Source organism: Thiobacillus thioparus DSM 505 (genome assembly GCF_000373385.1).
Taxonomy (GTDB): domain Bacteria; phylum Pseudomonadota; class Gammaproteobacteria; order Burkholderiales; family Thiobacillaceae; genus Thiobacillus; species Thiobacillus thioparus.
The window spans coordinates 35,998-54,728 of sequence record NZ_KB891329.1; the positions used below are offsets into that span (position 1 = coordinate 35,998).

Below are 18,731 nucleotides of genomic sequence, written 5' to 3' on the forward strand. Positions count from 1 at the left end.
GGAGCACCGCAACGCGGGGATCGACCCGCCGAGGAAGGCTGGCCGCGACGCGCTAGCCGTGGTTTTGCCCCGCACTGCCAGAGCGGACCCTTTTGAGCTCCGCATCCCATGACAAGTGTCGCTGTAATCGGTGGCGGTCCGGCCGGCCTGATGGCTGCCGAAGTCTTGGCACAGGGTGGGTTTCAAGTCGACCTCTACGATGCCATGCCGTCGATCGGCCGCAAGTTCCTGCTGGCCGGAGCGGGGGGCATGAACATCACCCATTCGGAGCCTTCAGACGCCTTTCTCTCGCGCTATGGCGCGCACGCGTCCGCGATCAAACCGTTGCTTGACGCTTTCTCCCCCAGCACGCTGTGCGAATGGATTCATGGGCTGGGGATCGAGACCTTCGTCGGGTCGTCCGGGCGGGTTTTTCCCAAGGACATGAAGGCTGCACCGCTGTTGCGCGCTTGGCTGCATCGGCTGCGCGAATCCGGCGTGCGCATACACGTACGGCATCGCTGGCTGGGATGGACAGATGATGGGGCGCTGCATTTCGCCAGGCCGGAGGGCGAGTTTGCCGTGAAAGCCGACGCAGTGGTGCTGGCGCTCGGCGGCGCCAGCTGGCCGAAACTGGGATCGGATGGCGCCTGGGCGCCGCTGCTTGCCGGGCGCGGGGTCGAGGTCGCGCCGCTCGAGCCATCGAACTGCGGTTTCGACGTGGCCGGCGGCTGGAGCACGCACCTGCGCAGCCGCTTCGCCGGGCAGCCATTGAAAACCGTAGCATTGCGCTTCACTGACGCGGCAGGCCACACGCACCAGCGCAGGGGCGAGACGATGCTGTCCGACACCGGCATCGAGGGCAGCCTGATCTATGCACTGTCGGCGCCGTTGCGTGACACGATCAAGGCATTGGGCTCGGTGACCGTGCTGCTTGATCTGGCACCGGATAAAACCCCGGATCGGGTCTTGGCCGAAGTGAACCATCCTCGTGGCGCACGTTCGCTGTCCAGCCACCTGCAAAGCCGGGCCGGGATCCGGGGCGCGAAAATGGCGCTGCTGCGTGAAGCGTTGTCGGCGGAGCAATTGAACGACCCGGTCAAGCTCGCGCACGCGATAAAATCGCTGCCACTTGTACTGGCTGCGCCGCGCCCCATCGAGGAGGCGATCAGCAGCGCCGGCGGCGTGCGCTTCGAGGGTCTTGATGACCATCTGATGCTGCGCGGTTCCCCCGGCGTATTCTGCGCGGGCGAGATGCTCGACTGGGAGGCACCTACCGGCGGCTATCTGCTCACCGCCTGCTTTGCCAGCGGCCGTGCGGCGGGGCAGGGCGCATTGAATTACTTATATCACCATGCTGCGACTGACTGAACTCAAATTACCCCTCGACCATCCTGCAGATGCCTTGCGTGCGGCAATTCTGAGGCGCCTGGAACTGGCGGATGGCGACCTGCTCGGCTACAGCATCTTCAAGCGCAGCTACGATGCGCGCAAGAAGCACGCGCTGCTGCTGGTCTACGCGGTCGATGTCGAGGTGCGGAACGAGGCGGCGCTGTTGAAGAAATTCCGCAACGACCGCCACCTCGCGCCGACGCCCGACATGGCGTATCACTTTGTCGCTCACGCGCCGGAGCCGCTGGTGGAACGCCCGATCGTCGTCGGCTTCGGCCCGTGCGGCATCTTCGCGGCGCTGGTGCTGGCGCAGATGGGCTTCAAGCCCATCGTGCTGGAACGCGGCAAGGCGGTGCGCGAGCGCACCCAGGACACCTGGGGCCTGTGGCGCAAGAAGGTGCTCAACCCGGAATCCAACGTGCAATTCGGCGAAGGCGGGGCAGGCACGTTTTCGGACGGCAAGCTCTACAGCCAGATCAAGGATCCCCGGCACTATGGCCGCAAGGTATTGACCGAATTCGTGAAGGCGGGTGCGCCGGAAGAAATCCTGTACGTCGCCAAGCCGCACATCGGTACCTTCCGTCTGGTTGGCATGGTCGAGGCCATGCGTCACGAGATCGAGAAACTGGGTGGCGAGATCCGCTTCCAGCAGCGCGTCACCGACGTGCTGATCGAGGATGGTCCCAAGGGTAAAGCGATCCGCGGCGTAGTGCTGGCCAGCGGCAAGACACTCGCCAGCAGCCATGTCATCCTTGCGCTCGGCCACAGCGCCCGCGATACCTTTGAGATGCTGCATGCGCGCGGCGTGTACATGGAGGCCAAGCCATTTTCCATCGGTTTTCGCATCGAACATCCACAATCGCTGATCGACAAGGCCAGGCTGGGCCCGAATGCCGGCAATCCGCTGCTTGGCGCGGCGGACTACAAACTGGTCCACCACGCGAAGAACGGCCGCTCGGTATACAGCTTCTGTATGTGTCCGGGCGGGACGGTGGTGGCGGCTGCCTCCGAACCGGGCCGCGTGGTGACCAATGGCATGAGCCAGTATTCGCGCAACGAGCGCAATGCCAACGCCGGCATCGTCGTCGGCATCACGCCCGAAGACTATCCTGGCGGACCGCTGGCCGGCATCGAACTGCAGCGCAAGCTGGAGACGCGTGCGTTCGAACTCGGCGGCGGCGGTTACGAGGCCCCCGGCCAGCTGGTTGGCGATTTTCTCGAAGGCAAGCCGTCCACCCGACTCGGCAGCGTCGACCCTTCCTACAAGCCTGGCGTCCACCTGACTGACCTGGCCTCTGCGCTGCCGGATTACGCAATCGAGGCGATCCGAGAGGCGCTGCCGGCGTTCGACCAGCAGATCAAGGGTTTCGCCATGAAGGACGCAGTGCTGACCGGGGTCGAGACGCGCACCTCCTCGCCCGTGCGCATTACCCGCGGCGACGATTTTCAGAGCCTCAACGTCAAAGGCCTGTATCCGGCGGGCGAGGGGGCGGGCTATGCGGGCGGCATCCTGTCCGCAGGAGTGGACGGCATCAAGGTCGCCGAGGCGGCGGCGCGCGACATGCTCGGGCTGGAATCGGCGGGATCCGGCGCGCAATCGGGGCCTGGTTGCGGCTACTGAGCCCTGCGTTCGGAGGGGCGAACCGCCTCTCGACCTTTCCGCAGGCAATCTGAAAACATGAGCGGAGGGTACTTGCTTTTGTTTCTATATTTCGATTATTATCGAAAAATGGAAACGAAAGCCGTCGTCACTGCACTCGCTGCCCTGGCCCAGGATTCCCGCCTGGCCATCTTCCGCGCCCTGGTCCAGGCCGGTCCGGCCGGCCTTGCCGCCGGCCGCATCAGCGAGCTCACCGGCATTCCGCCATCTTCGCTGTCGTTCCACCTGAAGGAGTTGTCGCATGCCGGCATGGTGGATTCGCAGCCGTCCGGGCGCTTCGTCATCTACACCGCCAACTTCACGACCATGAACGCGCTGCTCGGCTTTCTTACCGAGAACTGCTGCGGCGGCAATCCCTGCTCGCCGGTCTGCACGCCAGCCTGCGACCCCGAACAATCCCATGTCACCGAAAAGGAGCCAACATGAAACGCCTCCATGTACACGTCGCGGTCGCTGACCTCGCCGCCAGCATCCGTTTTTATTCGGCGATGTTTGCTGCCGAGCCGACCGTCACCAAGGACGATTACGCCAAATGGATGCTCGACGACCCGCGGGTGAATTTCGCCATTTCGGCACGCGGCGCCACACCCGGGCTCAACCATCTGGGCGTGCAAGTCGAATCGGCCGACGAACTGGCCGAAATGAGCGAACGCCTGCAGAAACTGGACACCGACGTGGTGGAGGAAATGGGCACCGCCTGCTGCTACGCCAAATCGGACAAATACTGGGCGACCGACCCGCAGGGCATCGCCTGGGAAACCTATCACACGCTCGACAGCATTCCCGTGTTCGGCGGGCAGCAGGAAGGCGAATGCTGTGTGCCTGAGCCCGTCGTGGCAAAGGTTCCCGGTTGCATCCCGGTCAAGGCCAAGCCGACCGCAGGCGGTTGCTGCTGAGTTTCATTTTTTACAATCCAAGGATCCATCGTGGCTGAAAAAACCTACACCGTACTGGTGCTGTGCACCGGCAATTCCTGTCGCTCGCAAATGGCAGAAGTACTGCTGAACCATGACCTTGCCGGCCAGGTGCGCGCGCTGTCCGCCGGTACCCGACCGCAGCCGAAAGTGGCCGACGGCGCCATCGCCGCGCTGAAGGCGGCGGGTCTCAACACCGATGGCCTGCATCCGAAGGACATCGACGCCGTGATGAACGAGGACATCGATCTGGTGGTCACCGTATGTGACAACGCCAAGGAAGCCTGTCCGATCTTTCCGAAGCCGATTCCAGCTATTCACCTGCCGTTCCATGACCCGCATGGCGAACCGCTGGAGAGCTTCCTTGCGGTTCGCGACGATATCCGTACCCGGCTGGTTGCCGCCGTGCGCGAGAAGCTCGGCCAGCAAACTGCTGCAGCCTGAATCGACGGAGACGAGGCCATGGCCGAACCGGTCTACAACGTGCTGTTTCTGTGCACAGGCAATTCAGCGAGGTCGATCCTGGCCGAATCGCTGCTCAATCAACTCGGCAAGGGGCGATTCAGGGCATATAGCGCAGGCAGCCATCCGGCCGGGCGGGTCAACCCGTTTGCGCTGGAATTGCTGGAAAAGAACCATTTTCCCACCGGCGAACTGCGCAGCAAGCTGTGGGACGAGTTCGCACAGCCCGGCTCTCCACAACTCGATTTCGTCATCACCGTGTGTGACAAGGCCGCGGGCGAAGTCTGCCCGGTGTGGCCCGGCCAGCCGATGTCAGCGCACTGGGGGATTCCTGACCCGGTTTCGGTCGAAGGCAGCGACGAGGTCAAGCGCCATGCCTTCGTCGACGCAATGAACCAGATGCAGCGGCGCGTTTCCATGTTCGTCAGCCTGCCGTTCGCCACGCTGGACCGGATCAAGCTGCAGCAGGCGGTACAACTTATCGGGAAGGCAACGTGAGCGCGCCAACTTTGATGGAGTTCGCTCGATGAGCGCACAGTGCGAAGTGACGGGCAAGCGCGCTGCCGGCGCACCGATGAGCGTGTTCGAGCGCTGGCTTACGCTATGGGTGGCACTGTGCATCGTCGCCGGGGTGCTGCTGGGTCAATTGTTGCCCGCACCGTTTCAGGCGCTCGGAAGCATGAACGTGGCGCAGGTGAACCTTCCGGTCGGCCTGCTGATCTGGGTCATGATCATTCCGATGCTGATGAAGATCGATTTCGGTGCCCTGCATCAGGTGAAGTCGCACTGGAAGGGCATCGGCGTCACGCTGTTCGTCAATTGGGCAGTCAAGCCGTTTTCGATGGCACTGCTGGCGTGGCTGTTCATCCGCCACTGGTTTGCGCCTTATTTGCCTGCTGAACAACTCGACAGCTACGTCGCCGGCCTGATCCTGCTGGCCGCCGCACCCTGCACCGCGATGGTGTTCGTGTGGAGCCGGCTGACCGGTGGCGACCCGTATTTCACGCTATCTCAGGTGGCGCTGAACGACACCATCATGATCGTGGCCTTTGCGCCCATCGTCGGCCTGTTGCTCGGGTTGTCGGCGATCGTGGTGCCGTGGGACACATTGTTTACTTCGGTGGTGCTGTATATCGTCATTCCGGTGGTGCTGGCGCAGTTGTGGCGCAAAATCCTGTTGCAGCGGGGACAGGCAGCATTCGACGCGACGATGGCGCAACTCGGCCATGCTTCCATCCTGGCGCTGCTGGCGACGCTGGTGCTGTTGTTCGCCTTCCAGGGCGAGGCGATCATCGCGCAGCCGCTGATCATCGCACTACTGGCCGTGCCCATCCTGATCCAGGTGTTCTTCAACTCGGCGCTGGCCTACTGGCTCAATCGCAAGGTGGGCGAAAAGCACAGCGTTGCCTGTCCGTCGGCGCTGATTGGCGCGTCCAATTTCTTCGAGTTGGCGGTGGCGGCGGCAATCGCGCTGTTCGGTTTCCAGTCGGGCGCGGCGCTCGCAACAGTGGTCGGCGTGCTGATCGAGGTGCCGGTGATGCTGCTGGTGGTGAAGATCGTCAACCAGAGCAAAGGATGGTATGAAAGCGGCTTGCCTGCGCGACGGATTTAATCATATTCGATGGGATGCCATGCATAAATTCCTGCTTGCACCGCTAGTTCTCTCCGGACTTCTGGTCGTATCCCATGCCCTTGCCGAGGGCGACGGCCGTATCGCGGTCGAGATGCCGGCGATGATGCAGGATCACATGCGCGCGAACATGCGCGACCATCTGCTCTCCATCAATGAAATCCTGGGCTTGCTGGCTGTCGGGAAATACGATGCCGCCGCCGATATTGCCGAGAAGCGCATTGGCATGAGCTCGCTCGAAGCACACGGGGCGAGCCATATGGCCGGCTTCATGCCGAAGGGTATGCAGGAGACGGGCACGGCCATGCACCAGGCCGCCAGCCGTTTTGCCGTGACGGCACAGGAGGCCGGTGTGACCCGCGATCTGACTCGTGCCCTGGGCGCGTTGAACCAGGTCACCATGCAATGCGTGGCCTGCCATGCCGGCTATCGCCTGCAATAGGGATTGGTTGGATATGCGTGCGCTGTTCACACCACTGCTCATCGTGCTCGCCCTGATGACCTCTACCGCCCAGGCTTTTCAGCTCAAGGCTGAACGTGTCGTCGACAACGTCTACGCCCTGATCGGTCCGCTGGGTCAGCGCAGCGCCGACAACGATGGGCTCAATGCCAATTTCGGTTTCGTCGTCACGCCCGAGGGCGTGATCCTGATCGACACCGGGGCCAGCCGCCTGGGCGCCGAGAGGATCGCGGCCACCATCGGCGAGGTGACGGACAAGCCGGTGCGCTGGGTCATCAATACCGGCAGCCAGGATCACCGTTGGCTGGGCAACGCGTTTTTCGCCGAAAAGGGCGCCGAGGTTATCGCGCTCACCCGAACCGCCGCCACCCAGGCCGAATTCGCCACGCAACACATGGCGTCGATGAAACGCTTTCTCGGCACGCGCATGCAGGGTACGAGGCCGCTGACTGCACCCGACACCCTCACGGGCAATTCGGCTACGCTGGAACTGGGAGGTGAAACGCTGGTGCTGGCCTACACCGACGCGCATTTTCTGGGCGACGCCTGGGTCTGGCTACCCAAGCGGCGCGTGATGTTCAGTGGCGACCTGGTCTTCGTGGATCGCCTGCTGGGCGTGTTGCCCTGGTCGAGCGTGAGGAACGGTCAGCAGGCCTTTCGCGCACTGGTTGCCCTGCAACCGGCGTACATCGTTCCCGGTCACGGCCGTGTCTGCGATCTGGCGCAGGCGCAGCGCCAGACCGGCGACTACTATGACTTCCTGGCCGACAAGGTGGGGGCCGCTGCGCGCGAAATGGAGCCGATGGAGGCGACCCTGGACCGTTATGCCGACTTGCCTGCGTTCAGCCGTCTGGAAAACTACGGCGACCTGCACCGGGCCAACATGAATCGCGCGTTCACTGAGTTCGAGTCTCAGTAATTCGGTATATGCAGGCGGGCCGGCGCATGACGGCCCGGCAACCGTCGCCCGAAGTGGCCGGCAGGACGGTATTTTCAATTTCTTAAAGCCTGTCGCCTTTTATCCGTAATTACACGTAGCGATTTAAGAGCATCTTGCGCCGTGTTTGCAGAACATGCTGCATCCCTCGGCTTGGCATGGCCAGTTCAACTCTACTAAAGATAATGGCGCTTTCATCTTTCGGAGCAGTCGGCAAGGAAAAACGGCGTTATGCACGGCTGCCTACGCTGCAGACTGCGCACGTCCGGTTCGGCGAAGGCGCGGCCATCCCTTCCGAAATCCGGGACTACTGCCAGAACGGCCTGTACGTGGCTTTTCTCGAAGAAGAGACACTGGACGCTGCGTTGCCTTCGCTGGTTGGTACGCCGGTACGAGTGGAATTCTCGGTTGCCGGCTCGGCAACATACGGATGCAATGGCCATGTCGCTCGCGTTTCTCCCGGTGGGATCGGGATATTCGTTGCGGCCATGCAGGAAGATGCGCTGCACGCCCTGCGCAGGTCGAGCGCGCGCCTGGTTCAAACCCGCCCCGCCCAAGGCAGCGCCAAGCTGAACCCGCATCAGACACAGGCACTGCAACTGGAATGCACCAACCTCTTCCGCAGCTTTCTCAATGCCGTGATGCAGGATTTTTTCCAGTGGGCGGTGGAGCGTCTGGGCCAGGCTGGACAGGACGAGTCGAGTTTCCTGGAACGCTCGCGCTACGACTACGGTGCCCAGGAACTGATGCAGCGCCGCAGCCGGATCGAGGACGACTTCTACAATGCCATTCGCGATCGCATACAGGATATCGGACCTGTTCAGGAAGCGTCCTGCGGGGCGTCCGCAGACAATCCGCTCGCCCTGGTCGAGGAAGCGGAATTCGAGGACTGGCTGAATCTGTCGTCCGTCATCCGGCAGGTCGAAGCGGACGTCGCCCTCCAACTGGGCACGTTTGAGCAGCGTTACAGCCTGTTGGCAGGCACTCCGATCGACCGGAAGAACAATCCTTTCGGCCCGGAAATGATCGGCCGTACCTTTCAGATCGCCATTCAGGGACTGGATTTTTCCAATCCCATGCGGACGGTTCTTTACAAAGCGCTTGGGCAGGCCATATCGGGCCATGCCGCGGCGCTTTACCAGCAGCTCAATCAGACCCTGATTGCCCTGCAGCCCGCCGAAACGGTCAAGCCTGCACATGCATCCGGCTCCGGGGCATCGACGTCCAAACCGGCGTCAGCCGCAACACACAGCGACGGCAGCGCCCGGCCCAAGCCGGATCTGGCCGAAATCGCCGATACGTTAAATGCGCTCTACAAGCAGGACCAGACCGGCATCGCCCAGGCGCCAGAGAGCGCCGAATACAGTCTGGACCGTATTCTGGTCGGTCTTGAGCAGACCCAGCGGCGCGCTCCCCAGGCAGCGGTGAGCCCGCTGCCGGCACAGGCCCTGTACCCGAGCGGCGCTGCCATGCCGCAGGCCGTACGCCCCGAGGTGCTGCAGGTGGTGAACCGTCTGCAGCAGGCGGCCCGGCAGCTTGCTGGCCGCGAGGGGCCGTTGCCGCAGTCCGGCGGTACGCCGCGCAATGGCGGGGCAGCGTTGCAGGAGGCCCGCTTGCCTGATCTGCTGCTTGCTCTGGATGGCCTGCCGATGGCAAGTCAGCCGGCAGCCGGCATGCCGTCTTTGGCCGATCAGCTCGCCGCGCGTATCGCCTCTACAGGAGGAAATACCCGTCAACTGGCGCCGACCCATCGGCAGATCCTGGATACCACGGCCGATCTGTTCGCGCGGGCGCGGGCAGATGTCGTCCCCCGTTCGGACATCGAATCGCTGGTGAAGCGGCTCGAACGCCCACTGCTGAAACTGGCGTTGCAGGATACCCATTTCCCCAATTTGCCCGACCACCCGGCCCGCCAGGTGCTCGATCTCATCGAGCAGTACGCGGTAGCGGCAGATGACAAGGGCAGATTCTTCGATACCAAGCTGCAGCGGTTTCTCTATTTGCTGGTAGATCGCGTGTGCAGTCAGGCCGACAACGATCCCGGCATTTTCGGGATGGTTCGCGACAGCCTCGAGAAAGTGTTGCTGCCGATCCTGCAGATTCGCAGGACACGGGTGGCGCGCCTGCAGGAGGCCTGCGAGGGCAAGGAGCGCATTCGCTCGGCACGTACCCGCGTCAACGCGGCGCTCGAGCAGCGCCTGGCCGGACGCGAAGTGCCTGGCATGCTGCTGCGTCTGCTGGATGCCGGCTGGCGCCAGTATCTGGTGTTGCTGGAGATGCGCCAGGGCGCGCAGGGCGATGCATGGAATGCGGCGCTGGCCGTGCTCGACCAGTTGTTCGGGTGGTTCGGTCCCACGCCTGCGGATGCGCCGCGCAGCACCGAGTCGGCGCAGATGTTGCTGGCTGAAATCGAGCGCGCTCTGGCAACGGTCAATGTGGATGCCAAATTGCTCGCCGCATTCGTGGACGAACTAGGCGCCAGTCTGGCTGACGGCGCGACGCAACCTGTTCCGGGACGGGCGATGGTTCGTGTGCCCCCGGGCCGGCTGGCTTCGTCGGGCGAACGGGGCGTCGTGCCCGCGCATCGCCAGCTGGCGGATAGCCTGCGGGTGGGTGACTGGTGGGATTTCAACGCGGACGGCAACCGGATACCGATGCAACTCATCTGGATCAGCCAGCCGCCTGCGAACTGCACCTTTGCCAACCGATCGGCTACCAGCAAGACCGATTTCACTCTGGCCGAACTGTCCCGGCAGATGCAGCGCGGTACGGCGAAGCCGGGCAAGGATCTGGATCTGCCGCTGATCGAGCGTTCGGAGCAGTCTCTGTTCGACGACACCTATCAGCGTGTGATGCAACAGGCTATGCACGATCCGGTGACCGGACTGCTCAACCGCAAAGGCTTCCTGCAGCACCTGAACCGGATGGCGATGCCGGATCAGGCGGACAGGACGCATGCCGTCGGCATCATCGAGTTCGACCAGTTCCGCATGATCGTCAACACTTGCGGCGAGGACGCCGCGGAAAAACTGACGCGCAGCCTGGCCAGCGAAGTCGGGGCGCATATCAGTCCCGATGCCGTACTGGCCTCGTTTCGTGACGACACCTTCGCGCTCATGCTGCCCAACTGTAAGCGGGTCGAAGGCTGCAGTGCCATCGACAGCCTGCTCGACCGGGTGAAGGACTACTCGTTCCAGCACGGACAGCACAGTTACAGCATCGGCTTCAATGTCGGCATCACCGAGTTTGCCCCGGACCGACTCAGCGCAGCCGAGGCGATCCGGCGCGCCGATTCGGCCTGCATCACGGCAAAATCGCAAGGTCGCAACCGGATGCAGATCTATGACCAGGCCAGCCCCCAGCTGCAGTCGCAGGAATCCTTGATGGACTGGGCGGGCCGGATCGATTCCTTCCTCAAAGGCAGCGGGCTGCACCTGCGCTGCCAGCAAGTGATGCCGCTCGGCGGGGGCAACGCCCGGCTGCCCTATTACGAAGTGCTGCTGGGGATAGAAGGCGAGGGCGGGGTGGAAATCCTGCCGGGGCATTTCATCCCGGCCGTGGAACGGTTGCAGCGCGCGCACGAGGTGGATATCTGGGTGATGCGGAACGTGTTCGAATGGATCGCCGCCAACCGGTCGGAGTTTGCCTCCGTAGGGGGATTCGCCATCAACCTGTCAGCCACTTCGCTCAGCAATCCCGAGGTGATGCGCTACCTGCAGGAGATGCTGCCGGTCAGCGATTTCCCCACCGAGAAGATCATCTTCGAAATCACGGAAAGTGCTGCCATCGAAAGCTACGGGGCCGCGCAGGATTTCATCCGGGAAATACGCCGCTACGGTTGCAAGTTCTCGCTGGACGATTTCGGCAGCGGATTCACATCCTATGCCCACCTGAAGAATCTGCGTACCGATACCCTCAAGATCGACGGCAGCTTCGTCAAGGACATGATGCAGAATTCCAGCGACTTCGCCATGGTCAAGTCGATGAACGATATCGGCCATTCATTGGGCTTGCTTACTGTGGCCGAATACGTGGAGTCCGAGACGACGCTGGAGGCGCTGCGGGGAATAGGTGTCGACTATGTCCAGGGCTACGCCATCCACAAGCCGTGTCGTATCGATGACATCCTGTCGATGGCGGCCTAGGCCGGGAGGCGCGACCAGAAAAAACGCCGCTCATTGAGCGGCGTCTTTTTTACAACTGGTGCGGCGATCGGAATCGAACATCAGCCTGTATGCCGCATGAATGCTTGATGTAGTGTTTCGCTATTCTAAAGATACCAACGTAAGTACCAACAAACTTTTCCAGTGCTACCGTTTCGCGTCTGTTCTCAGCTAACGCCTTACGCGCCGAGCGGTTAAGAAACCCGCTTCCGCATATCCCAGACTGGAGGAGTTCCCCTTATCTTGGGGGTCTCCAGAACGAGCCACCAAGAATGAATGACAGGGCCCACAGTGATGCGGTGAGGATAAGGAATATCGCCGGGGAGTAATCGACATCTCGCTCACAAATCCGCACCTTTTCACGAAATGCGGGTGTATCTCTCGGGTCTGGAGGCGTGGGCGGTGCTTTCAGGTCGGCTGCGATGCTGTCCATAATGTCACTTACGGAATCTGACCTTGGCCGCTGGAACAAAGCGGCTTGTTTGTCGTCGATTGCCTTCGCCAAGGCTATATTCTGATCACAGTTAGCTCTATCGCTTACCTGTAACCCAATCACCAACGCCACCAAGAGGGCGGCAACAGCGCCGAGCCACCACGCAACAATGCCAATGCGTTTTAACATCTTGTGCCTTTCCCTGTCGGGTAGTCGGGTAGCCTGGCAATTGTACCTAGTATGCGACGATAAGGCCGTTAGTCCTCGGCATCGCGCTCAACGTGTCCACACAGGCGAGCCATAGCCTTAACGTAACGCGCAGCCTCGATAGTCTTGCGCGAACGTGAGCCATGCTTCAGAGCATTCTGCGCAGCTTGGGCCTTCCCGTCACCCGTGCGTGGGCCGCTCGATTGCTCCCACGGTCGCCAATTCCTGATTAGCTCCGCCTGCCGCTGCCGTTCCTCGGTTGTCCAGTGTCGAGCCATGCTCAATCCCTTCACTTAATAGTTCGTTTGATTGAATTGGTTTTTCCTCGCGTGCGTGCGCGTGCGGAACGTTGCTCGATACGCCATTGTTCACCTGTTGCGGCCCGTGAGCGATGTTGGCCTGCTTAGCAAAGATTACAGGCGGGTTCTTGATCGCCGATAGCGTTTCAAGCGTTGTGCGACATTGACTCTGGGCTTTCAAGGCCAACCGCAAATAGGTTTCGGTCGCCTGCATGTATTCGCCCATGTTGAGGGCGGCCCGGCGCGCCAGTTCGTTGAAAATCGCGTCAAGGGCCATCGCCTGAGCCATCAGCATACCCTCGCCTTCCGAGAGGTCGCCGCTTCTAGCCCTCTTTGCTTGCTCGGCCATCACAGCCGCCGATTCCGTGAAATCAAGTTCGCCGAATATTCCGCGTGCGAAAGTCCGAGCTGTATAGGCGCTGGCAAGAGGTGAAGCGATAGCCGCCTCCGCCATCGCTCGTTCGTCGCTCTTGTCTTTCTCGCGCTTCAAGGTCAGCGTGTTTGTCTTCGATGCGTTTGCGCCTGCTGCTGCCTTCTTGGCCTTGCCTGTCATCAATCGCTCCCTGTCTCGATCATCCAGACCGAAAAGAATTTGCGCGTAGTGAGTGGTAATACATTCATTGTTACCGGCTGGCGGTACAGTGAACGCACCAAATAATCCCGTTTCCGTACCTGCTCACGGTACAGTCAGGCTGTCGCCTGTACCGGCTGGCGGGAGTGTGCTGTACCGGCTAGCGGTATTGCCTTTACCGGCTGGCGGGCTGGTGTTCGCGTTTTTGTTGGCGATGGGCAAGGCATCCATAAAGCCCCATGCGCCGGGGTGGTAGTCCTTTCGCTCAATCTCCAATCCAACGAAATTTGAGATATGCAGCCAGGTCAGCCCATAACGCGACGCACCGATATTCAATCCACCCTGCCGCGTCTGAATCAGCAGGCCGCGCTGCATGAGTTCATCCTTGGCCCGCTGGATCACGTCGCGCGATTTCCAGCCCCGGCCCTGCAACCATGAAAACGATAGGTGCAGGTGCCCGTTATTGCTCCCGCTGTGCTGGCGCATCAATTCGAACAACAGGGCTTTGGCTGGATAGCTCGCGCCCTTGAACGCAGTGCTATCAAGAACCGTGTGAGGAATCGCACTGTATAGGCCGCCGATAGATTCAACAGGCCGCTTCTGTTTTTTTTCGGCCATGGCTCACCCATCCACCAGCCGGGACAGGTGGCAATACAAGCCCCACAGTTCGATTAAAGACAGGGCAGCAAGGTCAGCCCCTATGCCCAGGTAAGAAAACCGCTCACACAGCGTTTGCAGGCGTTCCAGCCAATCGCTATTCATGGCGCTGCCTTTCTCATCACGTAGCGGGCAACGCGATGCTTGCGCCCGCACTCGGTCAGGTCATCCGTCCATATCGTCGCAATGTCGAAACCTCTCGCGCGCAGCTCGAACACGCGGGCGGCCGGCATCAGAATATCCAGATCGCGCCGGGCTTCGATGGTGGTGAGGGAATGCCGTGTCTCGAACGCTGCCAGCAAACGCAGGCGTTGAGTGTGGGCCGAGTTGTCGTTATGATCGCCGTGTGTGATTTGGGCTGCCTGCGGGTGGCCTTTTTCTTTTTCCATGGTCGCCTCCGCTCAGGCTGCCAGCTTGGACAATGCGGCGCGAACTTCACCAACGCGCCAGCGGGTAGTCCCTTCACCTAGGCGATGCGGCTTGGGCAGCCGTCCAGATTTCGACCAGCGCCATATGGTTGTCGCGCTGGTTTCAAGTGCGGCGGCGAGCGTGTTACAGGAAATGAAGCCAGAGTCCGGCAGGGTGTCGAGGTTGGGCGCGGTTTGATTCGCCATGCTGTTTTCCTTTCTTGGAAAAGCAGCCAAGCACAGAAGGTGGCTTGGGGCTGCATGGCGTAATTTTTATGACATGTGCAGCAGGGCACGGAAATGGGTCATGGTGCGCTATTTCGTGTCCTCATTCAGATTCACCAATAGCATCCGGCTTAATGATCTTGGCGATAGTCTTGGCATCCCTTGATGGCTCATTACCTGGATCGCCTTGTTTCCCCCAGCCTAGCGCCTTATCGATCTCTCTGGCGATATTGACCTGCTTGGGCAGCCGTTTAGGGTCGAAGCTTGACCAATTGTTCCCCATGATCTCGAACACGGCAGAAAGTGCCTTGTTCATATGCGGAAGACTGATGGTTACGGAATTGGCGACATCACTCGAATCAACTGCCGAAGCAAGCTCATGGCCTGAATCTAACCCCACAAGGTTGTCTCCGTGGTGTAGTCCGGCATCAGCTAAACCGGGGATACAGCCCATCCTTCGCTGAGTTTCACGGATTACCGCCTCGGACTTTAGCCGTTTTGTTTTCTCATAATCGTCGCCGTCGTTGTTATACCAGAGTAGTTTGTAGGCCTCGAAATTCTCCCGCCCAAGAAACAGCTCTTCTGCCCAAGTCGGTGCTGTCGCAAATATCAAATCAGATACCGAGTTTTCTTTGTTTAATCTGCGAACGAAGTCGTAAGCCGCATCTCCGGGCTTTGCTACGCGAAATCCCCCAGACCCGTCTTGAACAAAAAACAACAACCCTTCTGCCTCTTCATAATAGATGTAACGCCCTGTGCAATCGGCCAACTCCCTTTGTGCAGCGCGCTCCCACTTATCATATTCATAAAAGTTGCCGGTTCGGACGAACTCTTCACGTCCAATTTGCGCCAAGCTCTTAAAGCTCCATGGCTTCAAGGACGAGGCCATAATCTGTTCGCTTGCCAAGATCAATTCGACGAGCGGCGCGGTATAAGCGTTGCTCCGCGCTTCATAAAGCTTCGAGAAGGGGAAACCTTTTTTTGACAATCGCTCAAGAATTGTTGAAGGCTCTTTTTTCACATTGCGCTCCCATTCGCGCCCCTTGATCAGAAGCCACGCCAGCCGGGTAAGGGTGTCCCGGTTTTCGCCCCGTCGGGCTAGGCGCGGCTAACTCGTTATGCGTTTCGGTGTAGTGGTATCACTTCCGCCCCGGCTTTCAGCTTGTCCAGATAGTCCGCCCATTGCTGCATCATCTTGCGCCGCTCAGCCAGGTGCGCAGTGCGGTTGTAGGCGCGTCCGTTCGGGTCTTTCACGGCGTGAGCAAGCTGGTGTTCGATGAAGTCAGGACGGAAGTTCAGCACTTCATCCAGGATCGTGCGCGCCATTGCGCGGAAGCCGTGCGCGGTCATCTCTTCCTTGGGGTACCCCAAGCGCCGCAGCGCTGCGTTGATGGTGTTCTCGCTCATGACTGCCGACTTGCCGCGCTCCGACTGAAACACATACCTGTCACTCCCGGTCACGGCGTGCAGCTCGCGCAGGATCGCCACGGCCTGCGTGGACAGCGGTACGATATGGTCAGATTTCATCTTCATCTTGCTGCCCGGAATATTCCACGTCGCGCCGTCAAGATCGAACTCCGTCCACTCAGCATGGCGTAGCTCACCCGGTCGAACGAAGCTCAGGGCGGACATTTTCAGCGCGCACAAGGTAGTGAAGCTGCCCGTAAAGCTGTCGATGGCGCGCATCAGCCCGCCTACGGCTAATGGGTCGGTCAGGGCGGCATGGTGTGCCGTCTCGCGCCGGGTTAGGATCAGCTTCAGGTCGATGCTGGCGGATACGTCACGCGCCACCAAACCCCGGCTATCAGCATAGCGCAGCACGCGCCCGACGTAATTGAACACCCGCTTGGCGGTATCCACCGCATCGCGCTGCGCAATGCGTTCGATCACGTTGAGGACGTGCGCCGACTCAACCCGGGATATGGGCATTGCACCAATGACCGGAAACACGTCCTGTTCCATTCGCGTCATGGTCTTCTCACGGGTGCTGTCAGCCCGGTCGGCGTACGCCTTGGCAAACCATTCGCGCGCGATCGCTTCAAAACTGTTGGCTGCACGTTCGGCCCGCTGGGTCTTGGTGGCCTTCCTGAGTTCTCCGGGGTCTATATCGTCGGCAATCAGCTTGCGGGCCTCATCGCGTTTCTCGCGGGCGCGGGAAAGGGGTACGTCTGGGTAAACGCCAAGCGCCAGTGTCTTTTGCTTGCCGCCGAAACGATAGGCCAGCCGCCAATACTTCCCGGCTTGATTGACCAGCAGGAAAAGTCCCTTCTCGTCGGCCAGCTTATAGGGCTTGTCTGTAGGCTTGGCCTTCTTGATGGCGGGATCGGACAGCGGCATGGCGGATACCTTTCGCGCTTTTGTTGGTATCTGTTTTGTTGGTACGCGAAGTGCCAACATAAATACCAACAAATTGATGGTATTTCCATGGTATGCCGTGACACGGCGTGACGCAAATAAAAAACCCGCAATCCATTACTAGATGCGGGTTTTGGTTGCTGCATGATGCTTGGTGATACATGTAACTGGTGCCGGCGATCGGAATCGAACTGACGACCTTCGCATTACGAATGCGCTGCTCTACCAACTGAGCTACGCCGGCGAAAAACAGCGCGCATTATAGCGGAATCGGTCAGGCTTGTGCGGCCTGCAGCCCCGCTTTCAGACGATCGAGCACTTTGTCACGCCCGATCAGTTCCAGGGTGGCATCGATCGCCGGGGTCTGTGGTTCGCCGGTCACCAGCACACGTACCGGCATCGCCAGTTTGGGCATCTTGAGGCCATGCGCGGCGAGGGTTTCCTTGAGCGCGGCGTTGAGTGCGCTGCGTTCCCAGTCCAGGGATTCCAGGCGGGTAACCAGATCGGCCAGCGCCGGCAGGATCTCCGGGGTGACGTGCTGCGCCAGGAGTTCGGGCGTCGGATGCAGCGTGCGGTAGAACAGCGTGGCGGCATCGGCCAGTTCCACCATCGTTGCGGCACGTTCCTTCACCAGGGCGCACACGGCCGCGAGGTCGGGACCATCGTCCGGTGAGGCGCCATTGCGGACCAGGAAGGGCCGCACGAGTGCTGCCAGCCGTGCGTCGTCGGCCGCCTTGATGTATTGCTGGTTCAGCCAGCGCAGCTTCTCGGTGTTGAACTGCGCGGCCGAGGGCGTGATGTGGTCGAGATCGAACCACTGCACGAACTGCTCGCGGCTGAACAACTCGGCATCGCCGTGCGACCAGCCGAGCCGGGCCAGATAGTTGATCACGGCTTCGGGCAGGTAGCCTTCGTCGGCATACTGCATCACCGACACCGCGCCGTGGCGCTTCGACAGCTTGGTGCCGTCGTCGCCTAGGATCATCGACAAGTGGGCGTACTGCGGGACGGTCGCGCCGAGTGCCTTGAGGATGTTGATCTGGCGCGGCGTATTGTTGACGTGGTCGTCGCCGCGGATGACGTGGCTGATCTGCATGTCCCAGTCGTCGACTACCACGCAGAAATTGTAGGTGGGGGTGCCGTCGCCGCGCGCGATGATGAGGTCGTCGAGTTCGGCGTTGGCGAATTCGATCGTGCCCTTCACCAGATCCTTCCACGCCACCGTGCCCTCGGTGGGATTGCGAAAGCGGATCACCGGCTGGATGCCCGACGGCGGCACCGGCAGCGTCTTGCCCGGTTCGGGGCGCCAGCGGCCGTCGTAGCGCGGCTTTTCGCCACGCGCACGCTGCCCCTCGCGCATTTCGTCGAGTTCTTCTGGGCTGCAATAACAGTAATAGGCCTGGCCATTTGCCAGCATCTGTTCGATCACTTCCTTGTAGCGATACAGCCGCTTGGTCTGGTAGAACGGACCCTCGTCGTGATTCAGGTCGAGCCAGGCCATGCCGTCGAGAATCGCCTGTACCGCCTCGGGCGTAGAGCGCGCGATATCGGTGTCCTCGATGCGCAGGATGAACTGGCCGCCGTGATGACGCGCAAAGGCCCATGAGAACAGCGCGGTACGTGCGCCGCCGATATGCAGATAGCCGGTGGGGGAAGGGGCGAAACGGGTGCGGATCATGGCGAGACCGAATGGAAAAAGCCGCTATTTTACCCGGCCGCGTTTCATGCGGCCGGCCGCGCTGGAATTGACCGGGTCCGCCAGGATGTGGTTTAATTCGCGCCGCTTCGGGGCAGTTAGCTCAGCGGTAGAGCATCGCCTTCACACGGCGGGGGTCACAGGTTCAAACCCTGTACTGCCCACCACCCGGACATCGAAACAAGGATCGGCATGTGCCGGTCCTTTTTCATTTCCGCATGGCTTCGGCAGAAAAGCATTGCTGCACCCGAAACCAGCCGGTATAGTGCGGGCTCCCGCACCCT

The 18,731-nt window shown here is 60.9% G+C and carries 17 protein-coding genes and 2 tRNA genes; 11 read left to right on the forward strand and 8 right to left on the reverse strand.

What is annotated here, in order from left to right; all coding sequences use genetic code 11:
* Positions 1-108: 108 nt before the first annotated feature.
* The 10 genes from B058_RS0111855 (at position 109) to B058_RS0111900 (ending at position 11,579) form a co-directional block, all read left to right on the forward strand.
* On the forward strand, positions 109-1,350 hold the full coding sequence (locus B058_RS0111855; RefSeq protein ID WP_018508709.1) for a TIGR03862 family flavoprotein: 1,242 nt from the start codon (positions 109-111) through the stop codon (positions 1,348-1,350).
* Positions 1,334-2,992, forward strand: coding sequence for an NAD(P)/FAD-dependent oxidoreductase (locus tag B058_RS0111860; protein WP_018508710.1), 1,659 nt, complete (start codon positions 1,334-1,336; stop codon positions 2,990-2,992). Before B058_RS0111855 ends, B058_RS0111860 begins: the two co-directional genes overlap by 17 nt.
* A gap of 108 nt (positions 2,993-3,100) precedes the next feature.
* The gene (locus tag B058_RS0111865) at positions 3,101-3,457 is read left to right on the forward strand and encodes an ArsR/SmtB family transcription factor (protein WP_040724426.1); all 357 of its coding nucleotides are present in this window, start codon (positions 3,101-3,103) and stop codon (positions 3,455-3,457) included.
* On the forward strand, positions 3,454-3,927 hold the full coding sequence (locus B058_RS0111870; RefSeq protein WP_018508712.1) for an ArsI/CadI family heavy metal resistance metalloenzyme: 474 nt from the start codon (positions 3,454-3,456) through the stop codon (positions 3,925-3,927). The genes B058_RS0111865 and B058_RS0111870 overlap by 4 nt, the downstream gene beginning before the upstream one ends.
* A gap of 30 nt (positions 3,928-3,957) precedes the next feature.
* Positions 3,958-4,389 (forward strand): arsenate reductase ArsC, encoded by a 432-nt coding sequence (locus B058_RS0111875; RefSeq protein WP_018508713.1) that lies wholly within the window; start codon positions 3,958-3,960, stop codon positions 4,387-4,389.
* An 18-nt stretch (positions 4,390-4,407) separates the two neighbouring features.
* Entirely contained in the window at positions 4,408-4,905 is a 498-nt protein-coding gene (locus B058_RS0111880) for an arsenate reductase ArsC (RefSeq protein WP_018508714.1), read from the forward strand.
* A 28-nt stretch (positions 4,906-4,933) separates the two neighbouring features.
* Positions 4,934-6,019 carry an ACR3 family arsenite efflux transporter gene (gene arsB / locus B058_RS0111885; RefSeq protein ID WP_018508715.1) on the forward strand — a complete coding sequence of 362 codons (1,086 nt, stop codon included), beginning with the start codon at positions 4,934-4,936 and terminating at the stop codon, positions 6,017-6,019.
* Between the two features lie 19 nt (positions 6,020-6,038).
* A complete protein-coding gene (locus tag B058_RS0111890; protein ID WP_018508716.1) occupies positions 6,039-6,479 on the forward strand; it encodes a hypothetical protein in 441 nt (146 codons plus the stop codon).
* Between the two features lie 13 nt (positions 6,480-6,492).
* A complete protein-coding gene (locus B058_RS0111895) occupies positions 6,493-7,416 on the forward strand; it encodes an MBL fold metallo-hydrolase (protein WP_018508717.1) in 924 nt (307 codons plus the stop codon).
* A gap of 203 nt (positions 7,417-7,619) precedes the next feature.
* Complete coding sequence (locus B058_RS0111900) at positions 7,620-11,579, forward strand: DUF1631 family protein (protein WP_018508718.1); 3,960 nt, start codon at positions 7,620-7,622, stop codon at positions 11,577-11,579.
* Between the two features lie 838 nt (positions 11,580-12,417).
* Here B058_RS0111900 and B058_RS0111910 read toward each other — a convergent pair.
* The 8 genes from B058_RS0111910 to gltX form a co-directional block, all read right to left on the reverse strand.
* Positions 12,418-13,089, reverse strand: a complete 672-nt coding sequence (locus B058_RS0111910; RefSeq protein WP_018508720.1) for a hypothetical protein — start codon at positions 13,087-13,089, stop codon at positions 12,418-12,420.
* Between the two features lie 123 nt (positions 13,090-13,212).
* Positions 13,213-13,725 carry a hypothetical protein gene (locus B058_RS17300; protein ID WP_018508721.1) on the reverse strand — a complete coding sequence of 171 codons (513 nt, stop codon included), beginning with the start codon at positions 13,723-13,725 and terminating at the stop codon, positions 13,213-13,215.
* Between the two features lie 140 nt (positions 13,726-13,865).
* The gene (locus B058_RS0111925; RefSeq protein ID WP_018508723.1) at positions 13,866-14,153 is read right to left on the reverse strand and encodes a helix-turn-helix domain-containing protein; all 288 of its coding nucleotides are present in this window, start codon (positions 14,151-14,153) and stop codon (positions 13,866-13,868) included.
* Between the two features lie 12 nt (positions 14,154-14,165).
* A complete protein-coding gene (locus tag B058_RS17580) occupies positions 14,166-14,378 on the reverse strand; it encodes a helix-turn-helix transcriptional regulator (protein WP_081616790.1) in 213 nt (70 codons plus the stop codon).
* 121 nt (positions 14,379-14,499) lie between these two features.
* Positions 14,500-15,417: a hypothetical protein gene (locus B058_RS17305; protein ID WP_157265829.1), complete on the reverse strand. Its 918-nt coding sequence runs from the start codon at positions 15,415-15,417 to the stop codon at positions 14,500-14,502.
* Positions 15,418-15,512: 95 nt separating this feature from the next.
* Positions 15,513-16,733 carry a tyrosine-type recombinase/integrase gene (locus B058_RS0111935; RefSeq protein WP_026240875.1) on the reverse strand — a complete coding sequence of 407 codons (1,221 nt, stop codon included), beginning with the start codon at positions 16,731-16,733 and terminating at the stop codon, positions 15,513-15,515.
* A gap of 186 nt (positions 16,734-16,919) precedes the next feature.
* Positions 16,920-16,995: transfer RNA gene (locus tag B058_RS0111940), tRNA-Thr, on the reverse strand.
* Positions 16,996-17,025: 30 nt separating this feature from the next.
* Positions 17,026-18,429: a glutamate--tRNA ligase gene (gene gltX, locus B058_RS0111945; protein ID WP_018508726.1), complete on the reverse strand. Its 1,404-nt coding sequence runs from the start codon at positions 18,427-18,429 to the stop codon at positions 17,026-17,028.
* 110 nt (positions 18,430-18,539) lie between these two features.
* Between gltX and B058_RS0111950 the strand changes: the two genes are divergently transcribed.
* Positions 18,540-18,614 (forward strand) — tRNA-Val (locus tag B058_RS0111950).
* The last annotated feature ends 117 nt before the right edge of the window (positions 18,615-18,731 follow it).